We start from the raw sequence: 17,038 nt of genomic DNA on the forward strand, positions 1-17,038 counted from the left end.
GCCTGACACATCTCTATTGTAGATTGGGTGCAGCGTAGCGAAACCCAACGCTCGCCGAGGATTTAAGGCTGAAGATGAAGGAAATGAGCAGTGGATAAACTGACCGAATATCCTCAGATTATCAAGAAGATTTTGACTGAACATGCGGAAATTTGCGATCGCTACCCCAATCCCAACATCAAAAAGCTTTTGATTCTTGATGAGGAAAGAGGTCATTACATTTGGATGACCCTGGGCTGGCAAAAGGGAGAACGAATTGCTGGCATGACTATTTATGCCCGCGTTCTTGACGGCAAATTTTGGATTGAGGAGGACTTGACCGAAGAAGGCGTCGCTACAGATTTAATGCGAATGGGAGTCGCTAAGGAAGGTATTGTTTTAGCTTTCCATGAACCCAACATGCGGCAGTACACAGACTTCGCTGTAGCCTAATCAATTTCAGGTAAAAACAGAAAGTAAGTAAACCTTTCAATTTGGGGGCAATGGTCAAAAAATAGTTAAATAGAGCAAGATAAGGAAGCTGAAATATCCGTCCTTAATCTCCATTAACACTTGAGGCAGTTATGGCTGCCCCGTTAGCGGGTAAGGCCAAGGTAAACCCAGCTAAACTCGAAGCGGTATTGTTACGTCTATAGCGATCGCCAGAACCGTTAGGACATTTCCTGTAGCCCTAGCGCAATGGCTATACGCCGTTGCGCTGCTCCAGTTTTTAACCGGGACAGTGACCATTGCCCTAAGCGCAACGGCCACCGCTATATAAGCAACACTGTCAGCAGGCCAGTGGAACCTTGAGCGCCTAACCACTGTCGGATGTCGCGAGTTCTAAAAACCTTGATGCGCTCATGCTCTAGGCAATTGTCTAGGACTGTTTTTCCTATCAGACTCAGGAGAGTTATACGAAATCCGAGTTGGGAAACCCCAATTCATAATCAGAAACCCTGTAGGGACGTAGCATGCTATGCCCCTACGAATCGGGGGTATGCAGTTAGGATTTGGTCTTAGTTGTTATTCCAGCGAGAAATTTGTAAGGTGACGGCGGGGGGGCAAGGGTGTGCGTCATCATTTTGTCGGCACCTCTAAGGGCTCAACAGGCCCGTTTGCGAAACTAAGCGCCGACTAACCATTGTCCTTGCTGCACGATGGAGAATCGCTTCAAAGAACAGCAAATTGATTTATTCAGTGACCGCACCTCAACCGGCATGGTGTCGGGTGTTGCTGAGTTGAGGCAGAAATTTCGTAAGGGCAAACGGCCCTTTGCCCTTACGAGAGACGTTGCATTTTGACTCCCCCCTTTACCCAGCAGTCCCTTTCGCGACAGATGGCTGCGGTTGTGGTTCGTGGCGTTGCCCTATGGCTTGCTTAGCTGTAAAACATCTTTTGCCATGGAAGGATATGAAAAAATGTTGATTTCCTGTCATAAAAGTCCAGAGCACTTCTTTTCTCTGAAAAAGCATGGTATAAGATTTTCAAGAGAAGTACTGCAAACAAGTACTTCTCTATGGTTCTCTTATTAAAGAATAAATAGCTTTCTTGAGCCAAAAGCCAGTTTATCAAGCCGTTTCACTTCGCTTGCTAGCAAGCGAAGTGAAAAATGTTTGATTAGTTTGGGCATTGTCAGCCAAGGAACTGGAAGATTGAGCAGGCTAAAGCTTTTGTGTTGTTTCCTGTCGGCATGTATCTCGAAAAGCGAAAAATTCTCATTGTAGGCTTATAAAACAGATCAGCAAGACTCTCCTTACTCTTGTATCAGGAAGTTTGGCAATCATGATTAAGGAAATAACTCTTCTGGGGCTAAAGAAAAGCCTGAAAAGCCTGGCGCTTGAAATGAGAACTAAGTAATAAGCATCTGCCTGGAGGGTTTGCATGACTACTTTTATGTCTGGCGATCGTGATGAGTTTTCAAATATCCATTCAACCGGCTCTGGTACTGATGACGAGCTGTTTTCATTAAATTCAGGAGTCATTACTTCTGCATTTGAAGGTATTCGGAGTAGTCTTCATCAGTTAGCGTTATCATCAAATGCTTTTGAAGAGCTCAATCGCATTTTTGAAATTACTAATCTTAATGCAGCAGCAACTCGTTTAGAAGGCTGGGCTGAAGGGGTATTTTCAGATCTGCCTGATATTTCAGTATTGAGTGATGAGGTCTTGGGGGGTGCTTTAGGCGCTTATTCTGCAGATCGAAACACTATTTATTTGGCAGAATCTCTGATGCACCCTGACAGTTTGACAGGGCTCACTAGGGTGCTGCTAGAGGAGTATGGACATGCCTTAGATCAGCAGTTTAATTCCGGTGGAGATACTGCTGGTGACGAAGGTGAGTTATTTAGCATGACTGTTTTAGGTGAAGCAATCAATGCAGAAGACTTGGGCAGGATACGAGCTGAGAACGACTGGGGGCTATTAAATCTCGATGGCACGTCCCTACTAGTAGAATTTGACAATTCCCTGAGCACCGCTGTTAATCTTGGCACCTTGAGCGGCAGTCGATCGTTGTCTGGGTTTGTTGGCAGTACCGATCCTAACGATTACTACCGCTTTAATTTGACTGCACCAGGTGATTTCAGACTAACTCTCAACGGCCTAAGTGCAGATGCTGATGTGCAATTGCTTAATAGCTCTGGCAGCGTGATCCAGAGCTCTACAGCCAGTGGCACTACTCCAGAACTCATTACCAGAAACTTAAGTGCTGGCACCTATTACGCAAGAGTTTTTCCATTTAGTGGAGACACCAACTATAACTTGAGTTTGACAATCGACCAAGCTGGTAATAGCTTAGGGACCGCCCGCAACATTGGCAATCTGAGTGGTACGCGAACTTATACCGACTTTGTTGGCAGTACCGATCCTAACGATTACTACCGCTTTAATTTAACTGCACCAGGTGATTTCCAACTAACTCTCAATGGCCTAAGTGCAGATGCTGATGTGCAATTGCTTAACAGCTCTGGCAGCGTGATCCAGAGCTCTACAGCCAGTGGCACTACTCCAGAACTCATTACCAGAAACTTAAGTGCTGGCACCTATTACGCAAGAGTTCTTCCATTTAGTGGAGACACCAACTATAACTTAAGTTTGACAATCGACCAAGCGGGTAATAGCTTAGGAACCGCCCGCAACATTGGCAATCTGAGGGGTACGCGAACTTATACTGACTTTGTTGGCAGTACCGATCCTAACGATTACTACCGCTTTAATTTAACTGCACCAGGTGATTTCCAACTAACTCTCAACGGCCTAAGTGCAGATGCTGATGTGCAATTGCTTAATAGCTCTGGCAGCGTGATCCAGAGCTCTACAGCCAGTGGCACTACTCCAGAACTCATTACCAGAAACTTAAGTGCTGGCACCTATTACGCAAGAGTTCTTCCATTTAATGGAGACACCAACTATAACTTAAGTTTGACGATCGACCAAGCTGGTAATAGCTTAGGAACCGCCCGCAACATTGGCAATCTGAGTGGTACGCGAACTTATACTGATTTTGTTGGCAATACCGATCCTAACGATTACTACCGCTTTAGCCTTAGTTCTCTGAGCAACTTTAACGCCTCATTGACTGGGCTGAGTGCTAATGCTGACATCCGACTAATTCAAGATGTAAATAACAACGGTATTGTGGACAGTGGAGATGTGCTGACATCTTCCACTAGAGGTGGAAACGCTAACGATGCGCTTAATGTAGCGCGACTAGGGCCAGGCAATTACTTTGTCAATGTTAGCCAATTTTCTGGCAACACTAACTATACCCTTAGGCTCTCTACAACCCCTCCTTCACCCTCAACGACACCAAGTAATCTATTGCCTGTTGAAGTTAATCTAGGAGCGTTGAGCAGTGCTACTAGCACTCGTACAGGTGCCATAGGAGACCTCAATACTTCTGATATTTACGCCTTTACCGTGGGGGCAAACAGCAACTTAAACGCCGTACTAACGGGTGTAGGCCCCTACGCCGATGTTGATATTCGGCTACTGCGCGATCTAAATGGTAATGGTATTGTAGATGCGGGCGAAGAAATTGCTCGCTCACAGCGGGGTGGGTCTGCAAATGAAGCCATTAACTTGGGCGCTTTATCTGCAGGTGCCTACTTCATGCAGGTCTACCAATACAGCGGCAATAGCAACTATACTCTCAGCCTTGACACCAGTCTGCCTAGCAACTTCTTGACTCGTGAAACTGAAATTGGGCCTGTGGGGCTAAATACCCAAACGTTTACTGGTAATGTCAGTGCCAGTAACACGACTCAGCTCTATCGATTCAATCTCAATACACCAAGCACACTAAATGCCTCTCTAACGGGCTTAACATCTGATGTAGACATTCGCTTAATTCGGGATGCTAACAACAACGGGATTGTAGATGCGGGGGAAGAAATTGCTCGTTCACAGTTGGCTGGTTCGGCATCAGAATTGATTAGCCGGAGCTTGGCCGCCGGAGTTTACTACATGCAGGTCTACCGCTATAGCGGTGCCAGCGACTACAGCTTAGCGCTCAATGCAACACCGCCCGATCGTGCTGGTAATACCCTTGGCACCGCACGAGCGATTACAGTTGGTGCCACACCATCTGTGTTTAATGACTTTGTCGGGAGTGCAGATACCAATGACTACTACCGATTTACCCTTGGCAGTGCGGCCAATCTGAATCTAGCGCTGACAGGGCTGACAGCCGATGCTGACATTGCTCTACTGAACAGCTCTGGCACTATCATCACGAGTTCTACCCGAAGTGGCACGAATGATGATGCCATCAACTACGCCTTAAATGCTGGCACCTACTATGTACGGGTCTATCCCTTCAGCGGTAATAATACCAATTATCGCCTGCTGCTATCGACCACACCAATTGCCCCAACAAGCACGCCCAGTAACCTATTGCCGACAGAGACGAATATTGGCACCTTAGGATCATCGGTAGTCAGCTATTCTGGTACGGTAGGAAGCACAAATACGTCAGACGTCTATCGGTTTGTTTTAGGTGCACCCAATAGTCCTTTAAACTTGCAGCTCACCGGCGTCAGTGGCGGATTTCCTAATGACATTGATTTGCGCTTAATCAGAGATGCAAATAATAATGGCATTGTTGATGCTGGCGATGAATTAGCTCGTTCTACTGCCGGAGTGGGCGGCAGTGAGTCAATTAGTCTATCTGGTTTGGGCGCAGGTGCCTATTTTGCCCAAGTTTATCAATATAACGGGAGCAGTAATTACACCCTAAGTCTGTTTGGGGGTGCCGGCACCCGAACGGAGCGTGGGACTTTAGGCGCAGATTCGTTTACCTATGTTCCAGGCTATAGCCGCAGCGTCTTTTTAGGCAATGGCAATGTTGATTATCAAACAGGGGCTCGGGATGAGCTCGTTTTCTCGGACATCTCCTCAACTTCAGTAGTGTTTAACTACGCCAATACTGGCACAGGTGGAGTTATTTACAATCCCGGTAACGGCAACCGTGTCTTCGATGCGTTGACACTATCTAATGGAGCTCGAGTTCTATTCGAGGGGATTGAGCGGTTACGGTTTGCAGATCGCACCATCAACCTATCAGTTACCCCTAACGACCCCCTCTTTAACAATCAGTGGAACTTACACATGATGGGGGTTCACAACGCCTGGCGATTTACTACCGGTTCGAGCAATGTGCAAATTGGGGTGCAAGACACCGGTTTAGGGGTAGACGCTAACAATGCGATTCACCCCGATCTGCGATCGACAACCATCTACCCCAACAACTACCAAGATGACTTCTACCGCAACTTTACAGGGCCAGGGTTTGGGCCCAAGGCCACTTCCCATGGCACCCCTGTTCAAGGCATTATTGCCGCAGCCACGAATAATGGCGTGGGGATGAGCGGCATCAACTGGAACTCTCCTGTCATCCATATCGATGTGCTGGATGGCAATGCGTTTGACCAATCGTATGCAGAGGCAGCTCAAAATATGATCAATGTAGCAACTCAAGCTGGTCGGCGGTTGGTGATTAATATGAGCTTGAGCGGCGGTGGCGGTACGGCTTTTGAGCAACTGATTGCTGCCAACCCCAATGTGTTGTTTGTGATTGCTTCTGGTAATGACAACATCAGTTCTATTTCTTACCCATCGAGGCTTGCCAGCCAGTTTACAAATGTCATGGCAATCGGCGCTTCCTGGGGCAGAAGGGATACCTACGGCAATTCAGTCACACCAGGCAGCCGGATTTCCTATCCAGGGTGGTGGGGTTCTAACTATGGCACTGGCTTAACCCTCATGGGGCCATCGGAGGTGACGGCTACCACTGCAACTCGCAGTGCTACGGGGGCTGTCACGTTTGGTTATACAACTAGCTTTAATGGCACCTCTGCCGCTACGCCAGATGTTACAGGTGTGGCATCCCTCGTCTGGAGTGCTAACCAAAACCTGACGGCCACCCAGGTTCGTAATATTCTTTCCCAAACTGCTTACGATCTGGGCACTCCAGGATATGACACAGTTTATGGCAATGGGTTTGTCAATGCAGACGCCGCCGTTAGGCGGGCCATGGCTACCGCTCGAGGTGTTGCCTAAAGGCCTAGGCCCACATCGCTTCTAGGGTAGGACTGAGTGGGGGTATGAGGGTTCTCTTCTCAACCCCACTCAGCTTTTAGAATAATGAGGGCCAACATTCTAGGAAATAGCAATGCAATGGTTAAGAGTTAGTTTATTGACAGCCATAGCAGTAAGTTTGAGTAGCTGTAGTTCTCTCGATTCTGTCGTGCCATCTGAGCCCCAACCAATTACACCCTCTCCAGCAGCTTCTATGACTTCAAACATTCCTTTTCAGATACTTGACTTTGGCCAAACACCACTGGAAGAGCGGTTTGTACCTGAGCCTCAGGCCTTTGTCTTTTCCAGCACTTCGGATTGGAAAGACTTCTGGCAAAGCAGCACTGTTCTAGATCTAAATTTGCAAAAGCCGCCGGCTCCTAGCGTTGACTTTCAACAGCAAACGATTGTTGGAATTACTTCAGGATCCCGTACCACTGGAGGCTACGGCATCCACATCGATCGTATAGAGCCCAATCTTCAAGGCAATCGATGGATCATACATTACACAGAATCGGTTCCAGCTCACAACTGCGTGTTAACCCAAGAACCTACGACACCAAGTGTGTTTATCACAGTTAAGCCACCAGTGCCGCCCCTTGAACTGCAAGGACAAACCATAGTCAACGAGTCCTGTTAACCGCACCCGCCATAGCCATCGCCCCTCACTGACGCTGCTGTTCCAGCCACCAGCCAACGGCTGGAAGCCCCACCATTGTATGGAATTGCCAGCGGCTTGATACTGCTATCATGACGTTCTGCCCATGAGGTAAAGCTATGGCCAAAATCGTTAGTCGCCAGTCTTTGGGAGTGCAGCCCGTCTACGACATCGGGGTGGCCCACAACCACAACTTTTTGCTGGCCGATGGTCAGGTGGCCGCTAACTGCTTCAACAAGTCGCACTCTACCGCCTACGGGTTTGTCACCTTTCAGACGGCCTACCTGAAGGCCAACTACCCCGTCGAGTACATGGCGGCGCTGCTGACCTCCAACAGCGGCGACCAAGACAAGGTGCAGATGCACATCGGCAACTGCATCGCCATGGGCATTGAGGTGCTGCCGCCGGATATCAACCGATCGCTGGTCGATTTCACCCCCGAGGACAAGAGTATTTTGTTTGGTCTCTCGGCGGTGCGCAACGTGGGTTTGGGGGCGATCGAATGCATTCTCAAGCACCGCGAAGCAGAGGGGCCGTTTAACTCGCTAGCCGAACTGTGCGATCGCGTCGATCTGCATTCCGTCAACCGCCGTGCCTTAGAATCACTGATTCTCAGTGGCGCGCTCGACCCCATCGACCCCAACCGCAACCAGCTAATGCAGGATCTGGGTCTGGTAATCGAGTGGGCCCAAAGTCGCGCCAAGGATCGCGAAATCGGCCAGGGCAACCTGTTCGACATGATGATGGGGGGCGGCGATACCCAGGCCGCATCTCCAACCAGTGGCTATGAAACCGCGCCCAAAGCACCCCTGGTGGCCGACTTTGAAGCCCAAGAAAAGCTGCGCCAGGAGAAAGAGCTGCTGGGTTTCTACATTTCTGATCACCCGCTCAAGTCGGTGCAGCGATCGGCGCGGGTGCTGGCCCCGATTAACCTGGCAGAGCTGCACGAGCAGCCCGATAACGTGACCCTGAGCGCGATCGTGATTTTGGCTAGCGTGAAGCCGGTGATCACCAAAAAGGGAGACCGGATGGCGATCGTGCAGCTCGAAGATTTGACGGGGCAATCCGAAGCCGTCGTTTTCCCCAAGTCTTTTGAGCGCATTGGCCAGCACATCGTCGCTGACAAACGGCTGATGATCTGGGGCAAGGTCGATCGCCGCGACGATCGCGTGCAGTTCATCATTGACGATGCCGAATCGATTGAAGACGTGCGCATGGTGATGGTCGAGCTAGACCCACGCCTGGCGGGCGACATTGAGCAGCAGCACCGCCTGCGCAACGTGATTCGCAACAACCAGGGCGACGACCCCAAGTACGCGCGGGTACCCGTGATCGCGGTGATTGGCGGTAACCAGCAGCGGCAGTTTGTGCGGCTGGGGGCACAGTTTCGTGTCAAAGACCCCGAGGCAGCGGTAACGGCCTTGGTAAATGCCAATTTTCAGGCCAAGGCAACGCCGCTGATCAGCGCGTGATCTCGGGAGAGACCCGGTCCCTTCTGTGCGATGCCAAGCTGATCGGCTACACGCAAAAGGGACCGGGTCTCTAAAACGCGGAGGCTAGTAGACCGGCGACAGCTGGCCAGATCTACCGCAGACAGCGAAGCGGTGGAAAACTGCCGTACCGATTATTCATTGAGACTTGACCGATCGCCATCGCCGCAGTGCTCGTTGTTGATGTCGCCATTGGCCATGCGGGTATTGCAAAAGCGGGCGGTGCTGAGGTCGGTGCGGGTCAACCGGGCTCGCAGTAGGTCGGCATTGGTCAGGTCAACACCGGCTAACGACGCATCCCGAATCAGGGCTTCGCGCAGGTCAGCGCCCGTCAGATCGGCTCCGTCTAGGCGAGCGCCGATGAGGTCGGCACGATAAAATTGGCCGTTGGTGAGGCTGGCATTGGTCAGGTCGGTGTTCGATAGGCTGGCCTGGGCGAAGGTGGCCCCGTCTAAGCGACTGCCGCTGAGATCGCTACCGTACCAATTGCTGCTGCGGGCCTCGGCGTTCTCTAGGTTGACGTTGGCGGCATTTACCTCCACCAGGCGGGCTTGGGTGAGAATAGCCCCGCTCAGGTTGGCCTCAGCCAGGTTGGCCCGCGAGAGATCGGCCTCGCTCAGCACAGCCTGGGACAGATTGGCTCGTCCCAGATCGGTTTGGGTCATCTGCGCCCTGGGCAATCGGGCCTGGCGCAGGTTGGCTCCGGCCAGGGTAGCGTTGGTCAGATCGGCATTGTCGAGATTAGCCCGAGACAGCACGGCCCCACTGAGGTCGCAGGCTATACAGTTGCGGCTAATCAAAAACTGCCGGAGCTGGTCGTTGGCGGCCCCCGGCGCTGCCATCAGCCCCAAACCAGCTACCAGACCAATGGCCAGCTGGCTTCGGTTCAGGCTCCGACGGGTTTGGGTGCAGCGTGCCATAGAGTAGTATCCCTAAAAAATAGGCCCAGAATCTAAGATCAAGTCTATAGATTGCTTCTACAATGTGTCAGCATCTTTTGCCTTCAGCAGGAGTTTGAACCAGCAAAGTATGGTTCTGATCTCTCTGGCTGCTTAGATCTTACTGCTCGCTCTGGTAGTTCGACGTCATGGCATCTACACCGGCATCTTCGCCCCTTAGTTCTCGGCGACGGCAACTACCTAGGTCAAACCGCCAGGTCAAGCCGTGGGAATGGGTGTGGCTCACTCTGTGGGTGCTTTTGCTGACTGGGTCAGGGGTGTTTTGCGGCTGGGCGCTGATGTGGCTAACCCGAATTCCGCCGCTGCCCGACTGTGAGCAAATTACCCCGTTTCACTCGTCGAGTGACCTGCTCTACTGTGCCAAGGCCCAAGCCCGCACCGGGGAACCCAACAGCTTGGTGCAGTCGGTGCTGCTGACGGCCAACTGGTCCAAAACCCATTCCCAGTACGAAGAGTCTCAAGAAATTTTGACCGATGCTTCGGAGCAGCTCTTGGTGCTGGCTAACCGCTGGGCTCAGGCAGGCAAGCTCGACGACGCCGTGGCGCTAGCCGAAAAAATCCCCCTCGATACCCCCCTGAGGAATCCTGCCCAGGCGGTCATTTTTGAGTGGCGACAAGACTGGCAGCAGGGCCAGGCGATTGAAGCCAAACTCAGGCCCGCTCTGGCCGCCAGCGACTGGGAACTCGCGAGAGGGTATCTACAAGAATTCAAAACCCTCAAGAGCGACTACTGGCTGGACACCCGCTACCTGCGCTGGCAGCGGCAGCTTCAGATCGAACGGCAGGCCTGGGATCAGCTCTTGCAGGCCCGCGCCTTGGCAGGCACTAACCAGATCGACAATTTGGCTCAGGCAGTGGTGCTGGCGCGATCGATCGACCTGCGCAGCCAGGTATGGCAGGCCGCCGAAAACGATGTCGATCGCTGGAGCAAGACCGTTTTAGATGTCGCCCTCCAGCGCTGGCAGGTGGGCAATCGCACCAGTGCCCTAGAGCTGGCTAGCGTTGTCCCCCCCGGCCCCCAGTGGGCAGGAGCCGACCAGGAGCTGCTGCACCTCAGCCACGCCCAGCGCCTGGCCAGCCAGGCCGAACCTACGGGCGAGGGGTTGGCCCCCCGCTATAGCCATCTGTTTAGTCTGATGGAAGCCACCCATGCGATCGCACAGCTGCCGGAGGGCAGTCCTTACGCAGTGGCGGAGCTAACCCCAGCAGAGCAGTGGCAAGAACAGTTGATCGATCTCAGGCGGCTGAAGTTTAGCGACCTTGTTGCCAGACTAGGGCAGCGCCTTACCTACAACTGGGCCATGTATCAGGCCCAGCAGGTAGAGGTAGATCGCCCCCGGCGCATTCAGGGCCAAACCCTAGTCGCTCAGTGGCAGGCTAACATTCAGCGGATTGAAGACCGGCCCGTTTTGGCTGAAGCCCGCAATCTGGCCCGACCGGGCACTATTCCTGCCCTCGAAACGGCGATCGCCAAGGCCGAAGAGATTGAGCTAGGGAGAGCCCTGCGAGTAGAGGCTCAAACCCTGGTAGCTGGGTGGCAACAAGAAATTCAGGTGATCGAAGACCGACCGATTCTCGATGCCGCCGTGGCGCTGGCCGATGACGGGAATTTGCGCGAGGCGATCAGCGAAGCCCTCAAAATTGCCCCTGGCCGTGCCCTTCACAGCCGCGCCCAGGGGCTAGTAGACGAGTGGACGGCGTCGATTCAAATTGCTGAAGACAAGCCGATTCTCGATCGCGCCAAGAATCTGGCCTACAGTGGCAGCCTGTCGGCGGCGATCAACCTGGCGGGCCAGATTGCGTCGGGTCGGGCGCTGTCGGGAGAAGCCCAAGCGGCGATCGCCCTTTGGAAAGCCGAGCGCGCCTATATCTGGTCGATTTGGGAGGCCGAGGGTAGGCCCACTCCCGGCGGATCTTCGACAGCAGACTCAGAATGACGGCGGCCCCCCTGCGACTCATGCTAGTGGACGAAGACCCGGTATTTCGCCTGGGTCTACGCATTTGGCTGGAGCAAACCGCCGGCTACGAGGTGGTGGCCGAGGCTAGCCAAGGAACCGATGCCCTGGCGATTTTGGCCAGCCGCGCCGCCCTGGGGGCACCGCCGGAGCCGCCCCCAGACTGGCCCCCCGAATCGTCGCCGGACTGGACCGAGGCCTGGGCCACCCCAGACGATGGACCCCAGCCTGACCTCGACCTAGTGATTCTCGATCTGGGGTTAGGGGCCGGACGCCCCGACCAGCTGCCGGGGCTGCACCTCTGTGCCGATATTAAAGCCCGCTACCCCACCCTGCCGGTGCTGGTGCTCAGCGCCCAGGCCGAACCCGTGCTAGAAGCCGCTGCCCAACAGATGGGGGCCGACGGGTTTGGGGCTAGGGGCATGGCCGTGGGCGACCTGGGTCGGCTAATTCAGCAGTTGGCTGGGCCGAGGCCCGAAATTCCTGCGCCTGACCTTCCTGGGCCTGAAAGTGCTGAACGCGAACAGTCAGGGCGGTTACCCTCCGCTGCCAGTCCCAACCCCATCCGGCCAGGGCCACGTCCGCCATCGCCCCCGCTGCGAGAGGTGGTCCCCACCGCCATCGCCCCGTCCGTCGGCCCCTTAACAGCCCTGCGCTTTAACCTGCGGCGATCGTCAGTACAGCAGATTGATGCGGTGATGGCCCAAATTGAGGTCGAGCAGCGCCGGGGGCGAGGCACCCTGTTGTCGGAGGCGATGCTGGCCGGGCGCTACCGAGAACTCAAAGCCGCCCGCTGGCTGGTGCGTAGACTGCTGGCCACCCCTAGCCTAAGCAACCCCAGGCCACCGGGCAGGGCCGAACGGCCTGAGCGCGGCCTGGGGGCAAAGAGTATTGCCCCGGCCCAGGGCGGTGGTCGTCCCCCGAGACAGTCTCCTACCGATGGGCCGGCGGGCGTTCCCGATGAGGCCCTGGTTGCCGCTTCGGGAGCGGCGGCAGTTGCTAGCGATGGTCCCCTAGAGCCGGTGTTTGGCCAGCGCCTGGCCCTGAACCAGGGCGACCTGGCAACCCTGATATTTGAGCGAGTATTTAACCATCTGCAAGGGTTGCTCGACAACACCAGCGGCATACCGCTCGAAACCGACATTCTGCGAGATGACAAAAAGCGGGAGCTGCTTTACCTCACCCTGCGCAAGTTCGAAGACGCCCTCGACAACCTGCGTCAGGCTGGGGTGCCACCGGGGCAGCTAGCCGAAAGCAGCACCTTGGTCCTACAAGACCTGTGGCAGGCCACGGTGACCGACTATTTTGGGCGCTACTACACCCTCCAGGTGGGTAATCTCGAACAGCCGGTGGTGCCCACCCTACTAGTCGAAGCACCGGTGGTGAAAGCAGCCATTCTCGATCGCTTGCCCCTGGTGCCAATGCTGCTGGGACACCTGCTGTTTAACGAACCGATGGTGGTAGACGGGGCGCTTTACGAGGCGGCTACCCCTGAGGCCATAGCCCGTAGCCAGGCGCTGTTAGAGCACCTGCTGATTCAGATGGCCAACGCCGTGGTGCAGCCGCTGCTCAACCATTTCGCCGATGTGGAGCTGCTCAAAAAGAACCTCTACCAGCGCCGGATGATGACCAGCCGCGATCTAGAGCGCTTTCGCAACGACCTCTCCTGGCGCTACCGATGGGATGGGCTAATTAACGAACCCAGGGCCATTTTTGAAAGTCAGCATCGGTTGTTTGGCTTTACCGAACGGGGCATTCAAAGCGACCTGATCTACGTGCCCCGCCGCGACGAGCTAGAGCAGCTCTCGGGGTTACAGCGGGCGGTGACCCTGGCGGTAGAGGCCCGCGATGCGGTGGCTCCCCGATTTCGCTCGGCGATATCGCTGGTGGGCAGCGGCATTGTGTACGTGCTCACCGATGTGATTGGCCGCGGCATTGGGCTAATTGGCCGGGGCATTTTGCGAGGGGTAGGGGGTGGCTGGCGCGACCCCCGCTACCGGCGCGATAACCAGGCGGGCGACCTGCGCGAGTAGGGGGCTGAGCGATCGCAGGGGCGACTTCGCGACCCAGGTCAACTGGGTAATCACCCACAATTGCCCATTCAAACCACACAAACTCTACCTTTTTTTGGGACAATCAGCAGAATGGAACGACTGGCGTGGGCTACATGGGTCAGCTAGCCGTTCTAGTTTGTTAGCGGCATGGCAACGCCGTTCGTCTGCTGATTCTGTCTTTTTACTTACCCCATAAGGAGTTGGTCAACGCCTATGAAGTTGAGCTTGGCGCTGTTGGCTGAGCCGGTTCTGGCTGGGGCCAGGCGGCTGTTTTGGTTAAGCACCTGGCTACTGTGGATACCAATGGGGGTATACATTGTTGCGCTAAACCGAGGGCATCACCTAGGACTATTGCAGGGGGCCTTGCTGGTGGTTTCGGCCATTGGTCTGGTGGTGATCAATATTGAAACCACCGTAGTGGTTTACAGCTGCCGTCGCCCTTACCCCTGGCACCATCGAGGCATGGTACAGCGGTGGGGGCAGGCCCTGCGGTCCTGGTGCCTTGGGTTCTCCCCTAGAACCGATCGCGCTAGAACTAGGGCCGGGGCCGCAATTTCTGGCCCTAGCCCTTCATGGGTAGAGCCACCGTCGACAGCCAGCCCGTCGACGGTGCTGCCCCTGGTCTCGATTGTGGTGGCGGCCTACTTGCCCAACGAGCAAGACATCATCGAAGACACCCTGATTCACTGGCTGACCCAGGTGACTCCCCCGGCCCAGGGTTGGGAAATCATTTTGGCCTACAACACCCCCACGCCGCTGCCGGTGGAGCGTCGACTGCGGGCGCTGGCGTACCGTCACCCGGCCCTGGTGCTGCTGCCCGTGGACCACAGCCACTCTAAGGCCGAGAACCTGAATGCGGCGTTGCAGATGGTTCGCGGTGAGATGACCGGCATTTTTGATGCCGATCACCACCCTGCCCCCGACTGTTTGGGGCGGGCCTGGGCCTGGCTCTACCAGGGCCGCTACGATGTCGTCCAAGGCCGCAATATTATTCGCAATGCCCAAGATAGCTGGCTCACACAGCTGATCGCGGTAGAGTTTGAATGCATCTATGGGGTGAGCCACTACGGGCGATCGCTGCTGGCCGACACCGCTTTATTTGGCGGCTCCAATGGCTACTGGCGCACGACGGCCCTGCGTCAGCTCGGGTTTCACCACACCCGCCTAACCGAAGACATTGACACGACGGTGCGGGGGCTATTGGGGGGTTGTCGCCTGGTGCACGACCCGGCCATTGTCACCACGGAGCTAGCCCCCGATAATCTGCGTGGGCTATGGTTGCAGCGGCAGCGCTGGAGCCAGGGCTGGCTGGAGGTGGCGGGCCTTTACCTAGGGCGGGTGCTGCGATCGCCCCACCTAGACGCCGCTCAAAAACCCTACTGGGCGCTGATGCTGCTGTTTAGCCAAGGCTTTTACCCGCTGGTGTGGCAGGTGGTGCCCATGCTGCTAAGCATTTACATTAGCGATCGCGATCGCGACCTCAACTTTGAAACCCTCAACCTGGTGCTGATGGGCCTGTTGACCCTCAGCGTCGTGCTCCAGGTGGCGGTGGCGATGGTGCTGCGCCCAGAGGCATCGACCTACACCCGCCGTCACGGACTGTTGTATTGTCTGCTGTCGCCGGTTTACTTTTGGCTGAAGGCACTCATTGGCATGGTGGCCTTGGTCAACCATCTCAGCGGCAGTCGGGTGTGGCATGTCACTGCCCGCACCAAACGCAAACCCCGCAAGTGGATGCCAGCCCTGCGCGGCGTCAAGTAGGCATCGAGTAGGGAGGTAAACTCTCCAAGGCCATAGCTAATACCGAATCCGACCTACAAAACCCCGGTTCAAAACCGGTGCCTCGTAGGGGCATTGCACTGCAATGCCCCTACAAATCGGGGATATACAGATAGAATTTAGTTTAAGGTAAGCAATTTCTTACTAAAAAAATCCCTTCCTTCTACAGTGAAGAAAGGGATTTTTCCTCTCAAAGCTATCCGGCTTTTACACCATTCACGTCGGTAGATACCTAGGCGCGCTTGAGGAAATTCATGATTAAAGAAATAACAAAGATGGCTAGGAAGATATAGAACAAAATTTGAGCAATACCTGCGGCGGCACCAGCCACACCGCTAAAGCCAAAGAAGGCGGCGATTAAGGCTACAACCAGAAAAATAATTGCATAACGCAGCATGGCGGTTCTCCTAAATGGAATGGAAAGATTGGGGGGTAAGCCGTAAAGCTAACGCCCCCATTATCCAGATTTGAACCTACTGCCACATCTGCCCCTTGGTTGGGTTCAGGCATCACTTTGGGCAAGAAAAGGAACCCCTATCCCTGTCTTTGGGTAGTTGTAAAGGGAAATACATTGCCCCACGGTCTAATGCGATTGAAAGATATTCTGCACCATCTGGCGATCGCTGCCCATTGCAGCTCGATCCAGATCTTCGATTTCTCCGGCGTCGAGCCGCCAGCCCAGAGCACCAGTGTTTTGCTTGGCCTGAGCCAACGATTTTGCCCCTGGAATCGGGATGGTGCCCTTGCACAGGCACCAGTTGAGGGCAACCTGGGCCGCCGTTTTTTGGCGGTGGGTGGCGATCGCCGTCACCGTATCCAGCAGCGGCTGAATCTTCGGCAGCAGCTGGCGAAACAGCAACCCACGCAATCCTGAGGGAAACGGCCCCTGAGCCGAGTATTTTCCCGTTAACAAACCCAGGGCCAGGGGGCTGTAGGCAATCAGCCGAATGCCCAGTTCGTCGCAGAGATCCTTCAGGCCCAGCTCGGTCACCGGGTAGGTTGACAGCAGCGAATACTGCACTTGCAGGGTAGCAATGGTCAGCCCCCGCGACTGCAACCGCTGGTGGGCTAGCTTCAGCCGCTTGGGACCAAAGTTTGACAGGCCAATGGCCCGCACCTGGCCCTGGGCAGCCAGATCCATCAGGCCGTCGAGAAAGGGGCCTTCCTGCCAGGGGGCGTAGTTGGCGGTAGACCAATGCATTTGGGCCAGGTCGATGGGGCGACCCAGGCGCTGGGCCGAAGCCCGCCCGGCGCTGACCACCGAGCCAGCGGTCAATCGCCAGGGGTAGGCGGCTAGCTTTGTGGCCAGGCACAGAGTATCGCGGTGGGGTCCGGTGTAGGTCTTAGCGAACTGCCCCAACAATGCTTCACTGCGACCCTTGAGTCGCCCGGTGCCGTAGGAGTCGCCACTGTCAAACAGGGTGACGCCGTGGCTGAGACAGTGATCAAACACCCGCTGCAGCTCGTCATCCATACTCGGGTCGTAGCCCCACAGCAGCCGGTTGCCCCAGGCCCAGGTGCCGCACCCCATCTCGGGCAAAACAAGGGGGGGTAGAGCAGGGGGGGCAGCAGTCATAGGGTAGCG

General features: G+C 54.9%; 10 protein-coding genes. 7 read left to right on the plus strand and 3 right to left on the minus strand.

Features of this window, described 5'->3' with window-relative positions; all coding sequences use genetic code 11:
- The first annotated feature begins 90 nt into the window (after positions 1 to 90).
- The 4 genes from RRF56_RS08375 (at position 91) to RRF56_RS08390 (ending at position 8,688) form a co-directional block, all read left to right on the plus strand.
- Positions 91 to 432: a XisI protein gene (locus RRF56_RS08375; RefSeq protein ID WP_317037184.1), complete on the plus strand. Its 342-nt coding sequence runs from the start codon at positions 91 to 93 to the stop codon at positions 430 to 432.
- Between the two features lie 1,431 nt (positions 433 to 1,863).
- A complete protein-coding gene (locus tag RRF56_RS08380) occupies positions 1,864 to 6,540 on the plus strand; it encodes a pre-peptidase C-terminal domain-containing protein (protein ID WP_317037185.1) in 4,677 nt (1,558 codons plus the stop codon).
- A 232-nt stretch (positions 6,541 to 6,772) separates the two neighbouring features.
- A complete protein-coding gene (locus tag RRF56_RS08385; protein WP_317037186.1) occupies positions 6,773 to 7,198 on the plus strand; it encodes a protease complex subunit PrcB family protein in 426 nt (141 codons plus the stop codon).
- A 137-nt stretch (positions 7,199 to 7,335) separates the two neighbouring features.
- Positions 7,336 to 8,688, plus strand: a complete 1,353-nt coding sequence (locus RRF56_RS08390; protein ID WP_317037187.1) for an OB-fold nucleic acid binding domain-containing protein — start codon at positions 7,336 to 7,338, stop codon at positions 8,686 to 8,688.
- Positions 8,689 to 8,840: 152 nt separating this feature from the next.
- Here RRF56_RS08390 and RRF56_RS08395 read toward each other — a convergent pair whose 3' ends face one another.
- A complete protein-coding gene (locus RRF56_RS08395) occupies positions 8,841 to 9,626 on the minus strand; it encodes a pentapeptide repeat-containing protein (RefSeq protein WP_317037188.1) in 786 nt (261 codons plus the stop codon).
- Positions 9,627 to 9,793: 167 nt separating this feature from the next.
- Here RRF56_RS08395 and RRF56_RS08400 point away from each other — a divergent pair, with 167 nt between their 5' ends.
- The 3 genes from RRF56_RS08400 to RRF56_RS08410 all read left to right on the plus strand — a co-directional run bounded on the left by RRF56_RS08400 (position 9,794) and on the right by RRF56_RS08410 (position 15,435).
- Complete coding sequence (locus RRF56_RS08400; protein ID WP_317037189.1) at positions 9,794 to 11,602, plus strand: hypothetical protein; 1,809 nt, start codon at positions 9,794 to 9,796, stop codon at positions 11,600 to 11,602.
- Positions 11,599 to 13,653 carry a DUF3685 domain-containing protein gene (locus RRF56_RS08405; protein WP_317037190.1) on the plus strand — a complete coding sequence of 685 codons (2,055 nt, stop codon included), beginning with the start codon at positions 11,599 to 11,601 and terminating at the stop codon, positions 13,651 to 13,653. Before RRF56_RS08400 ends, RRF56_RS08405 begins: the two co-directional genes overlap by 4 nt.
- A 234-nt stretch (positions 13,654 to 13,887) precedes the next feature.
- Positions 13,888 to 15,435 carry a glycosyltransferase gene (locus tag RRF56_RS08410; protein ID WP_317037191.1) on the plus strand — a complete coding sequence of 516 codons (1,548 nt, stop codon included), beginning with the start codon at positions 13,888 to 13,890 and terminating at the stop codon, positions 15,433 to 15,435.
- 250 nt (positions 15,436 to 15,685) lie between these two features.
- On the opposite strand, the gene RRF56_RS08415 is transcribed toward RRF56_RS08410, so the two are convergent.
- Positions 15,686 to 15,850, minus strand: a complete 165-nt coding sequence (locus tag RRF56_RS08415) for a DUF1328 domain-containing protein (protein ID WP_317037192.1) — start codon at positions 15,848 to 15,850, stop codon at positions 15,686 to 15,688.
- A 186-nt stretch (positions 15,851 to 16,036) separates the two neighbouring features.
- Positions 16,037 to 17,029: an aldo/keto reductase gene (locus RRF56_RS08420; protein WP_317037193.1), complete on the minus strand. Its 993-nt coding sequence runs from the start codon at positions 17,027 to 17,029 to the stop codon at positions 16,037 to 16,039.
- Positions 17,030 to 17,038: the final 9 nt, after the last annotated feature.

Source organism: Nodosilinea sp. E11 (assembly GCF_032813545.1).
Classification (GTDB): Bacteria; Cyanobacteriota; Cyanobacteriia; order Phormidesmidales; family Phormidesmidaceae; genus Nodosilinea.

Excerpts from the sequence above, each read along its gene's own strand:
- RRF56_RS08380 (WP_317037185.1), top strand. The coding sequence starts at position 1,864 with ATGACTACTTTTATGTCTGGCGATCGTGATGAGTTTTCAAATATCCAT.
- RRF56_RS08385 (WP_317037186.1), top strand. The coding sequence starts at position 6,773 with ATGACTTCAAACATTCCTTTTCAGATACTTGACTTTGGCCAAACACCA.
- RRF56_RS08390 (WP_317037187.1), top strand. The coding sequence starts at position 7,336 with ATGGCCAAAATCGTTAGTCGCCAGTCTTTGGGAGTGCAGCCCGTCTAC.
- RRF56_RS08395 (WP_317037188.1), bottom strand. The coding sequence starts at position 9,626 with ATGGCACGCTGCACCCAAACCCGTCGGAGCCTGAACCGAAGCCAGCTG.
- RRF56_RS08400 (WP_317037189.1), top strand. The coding sequence starts at position 9,794 with ATGGCATCTACACCGGCATCTTCGCCCCTTAGTTCTCGGCGACGGCAA.
- RRF56_RS08405 (WP_317037190.1), top strand. The coding sequence starts at position 11,599 with ATGACGGCGGCCCCCCTGCGACTCATGCTAGTGGACGAAGACCCGGTA.
- RRF56_RS08410 (WP_317037191.1), top strand. The coding sequence starts at position 13,888 with ATGAAGTTGAGCTTGGCGCTGTTGGCTGAGCCGGTTCTGGCTGGGGCC.
- RRF56_RS08415 (WP_317037192.1), bottom strand. The coding sequence starts at position 15,850 with ATGCTGCGTTATGCAATTATTTTTCTGGTTGTAGCCTTAATCGCCGCC.
- RRF56_RS08420 (WP_317037193.1), bottom strand. The coding sequence starts at position 17,029 with ATGACTGCTGCCCCCCCTGCTCTACCCCCCCTTGTTTTGCCCGAGATG.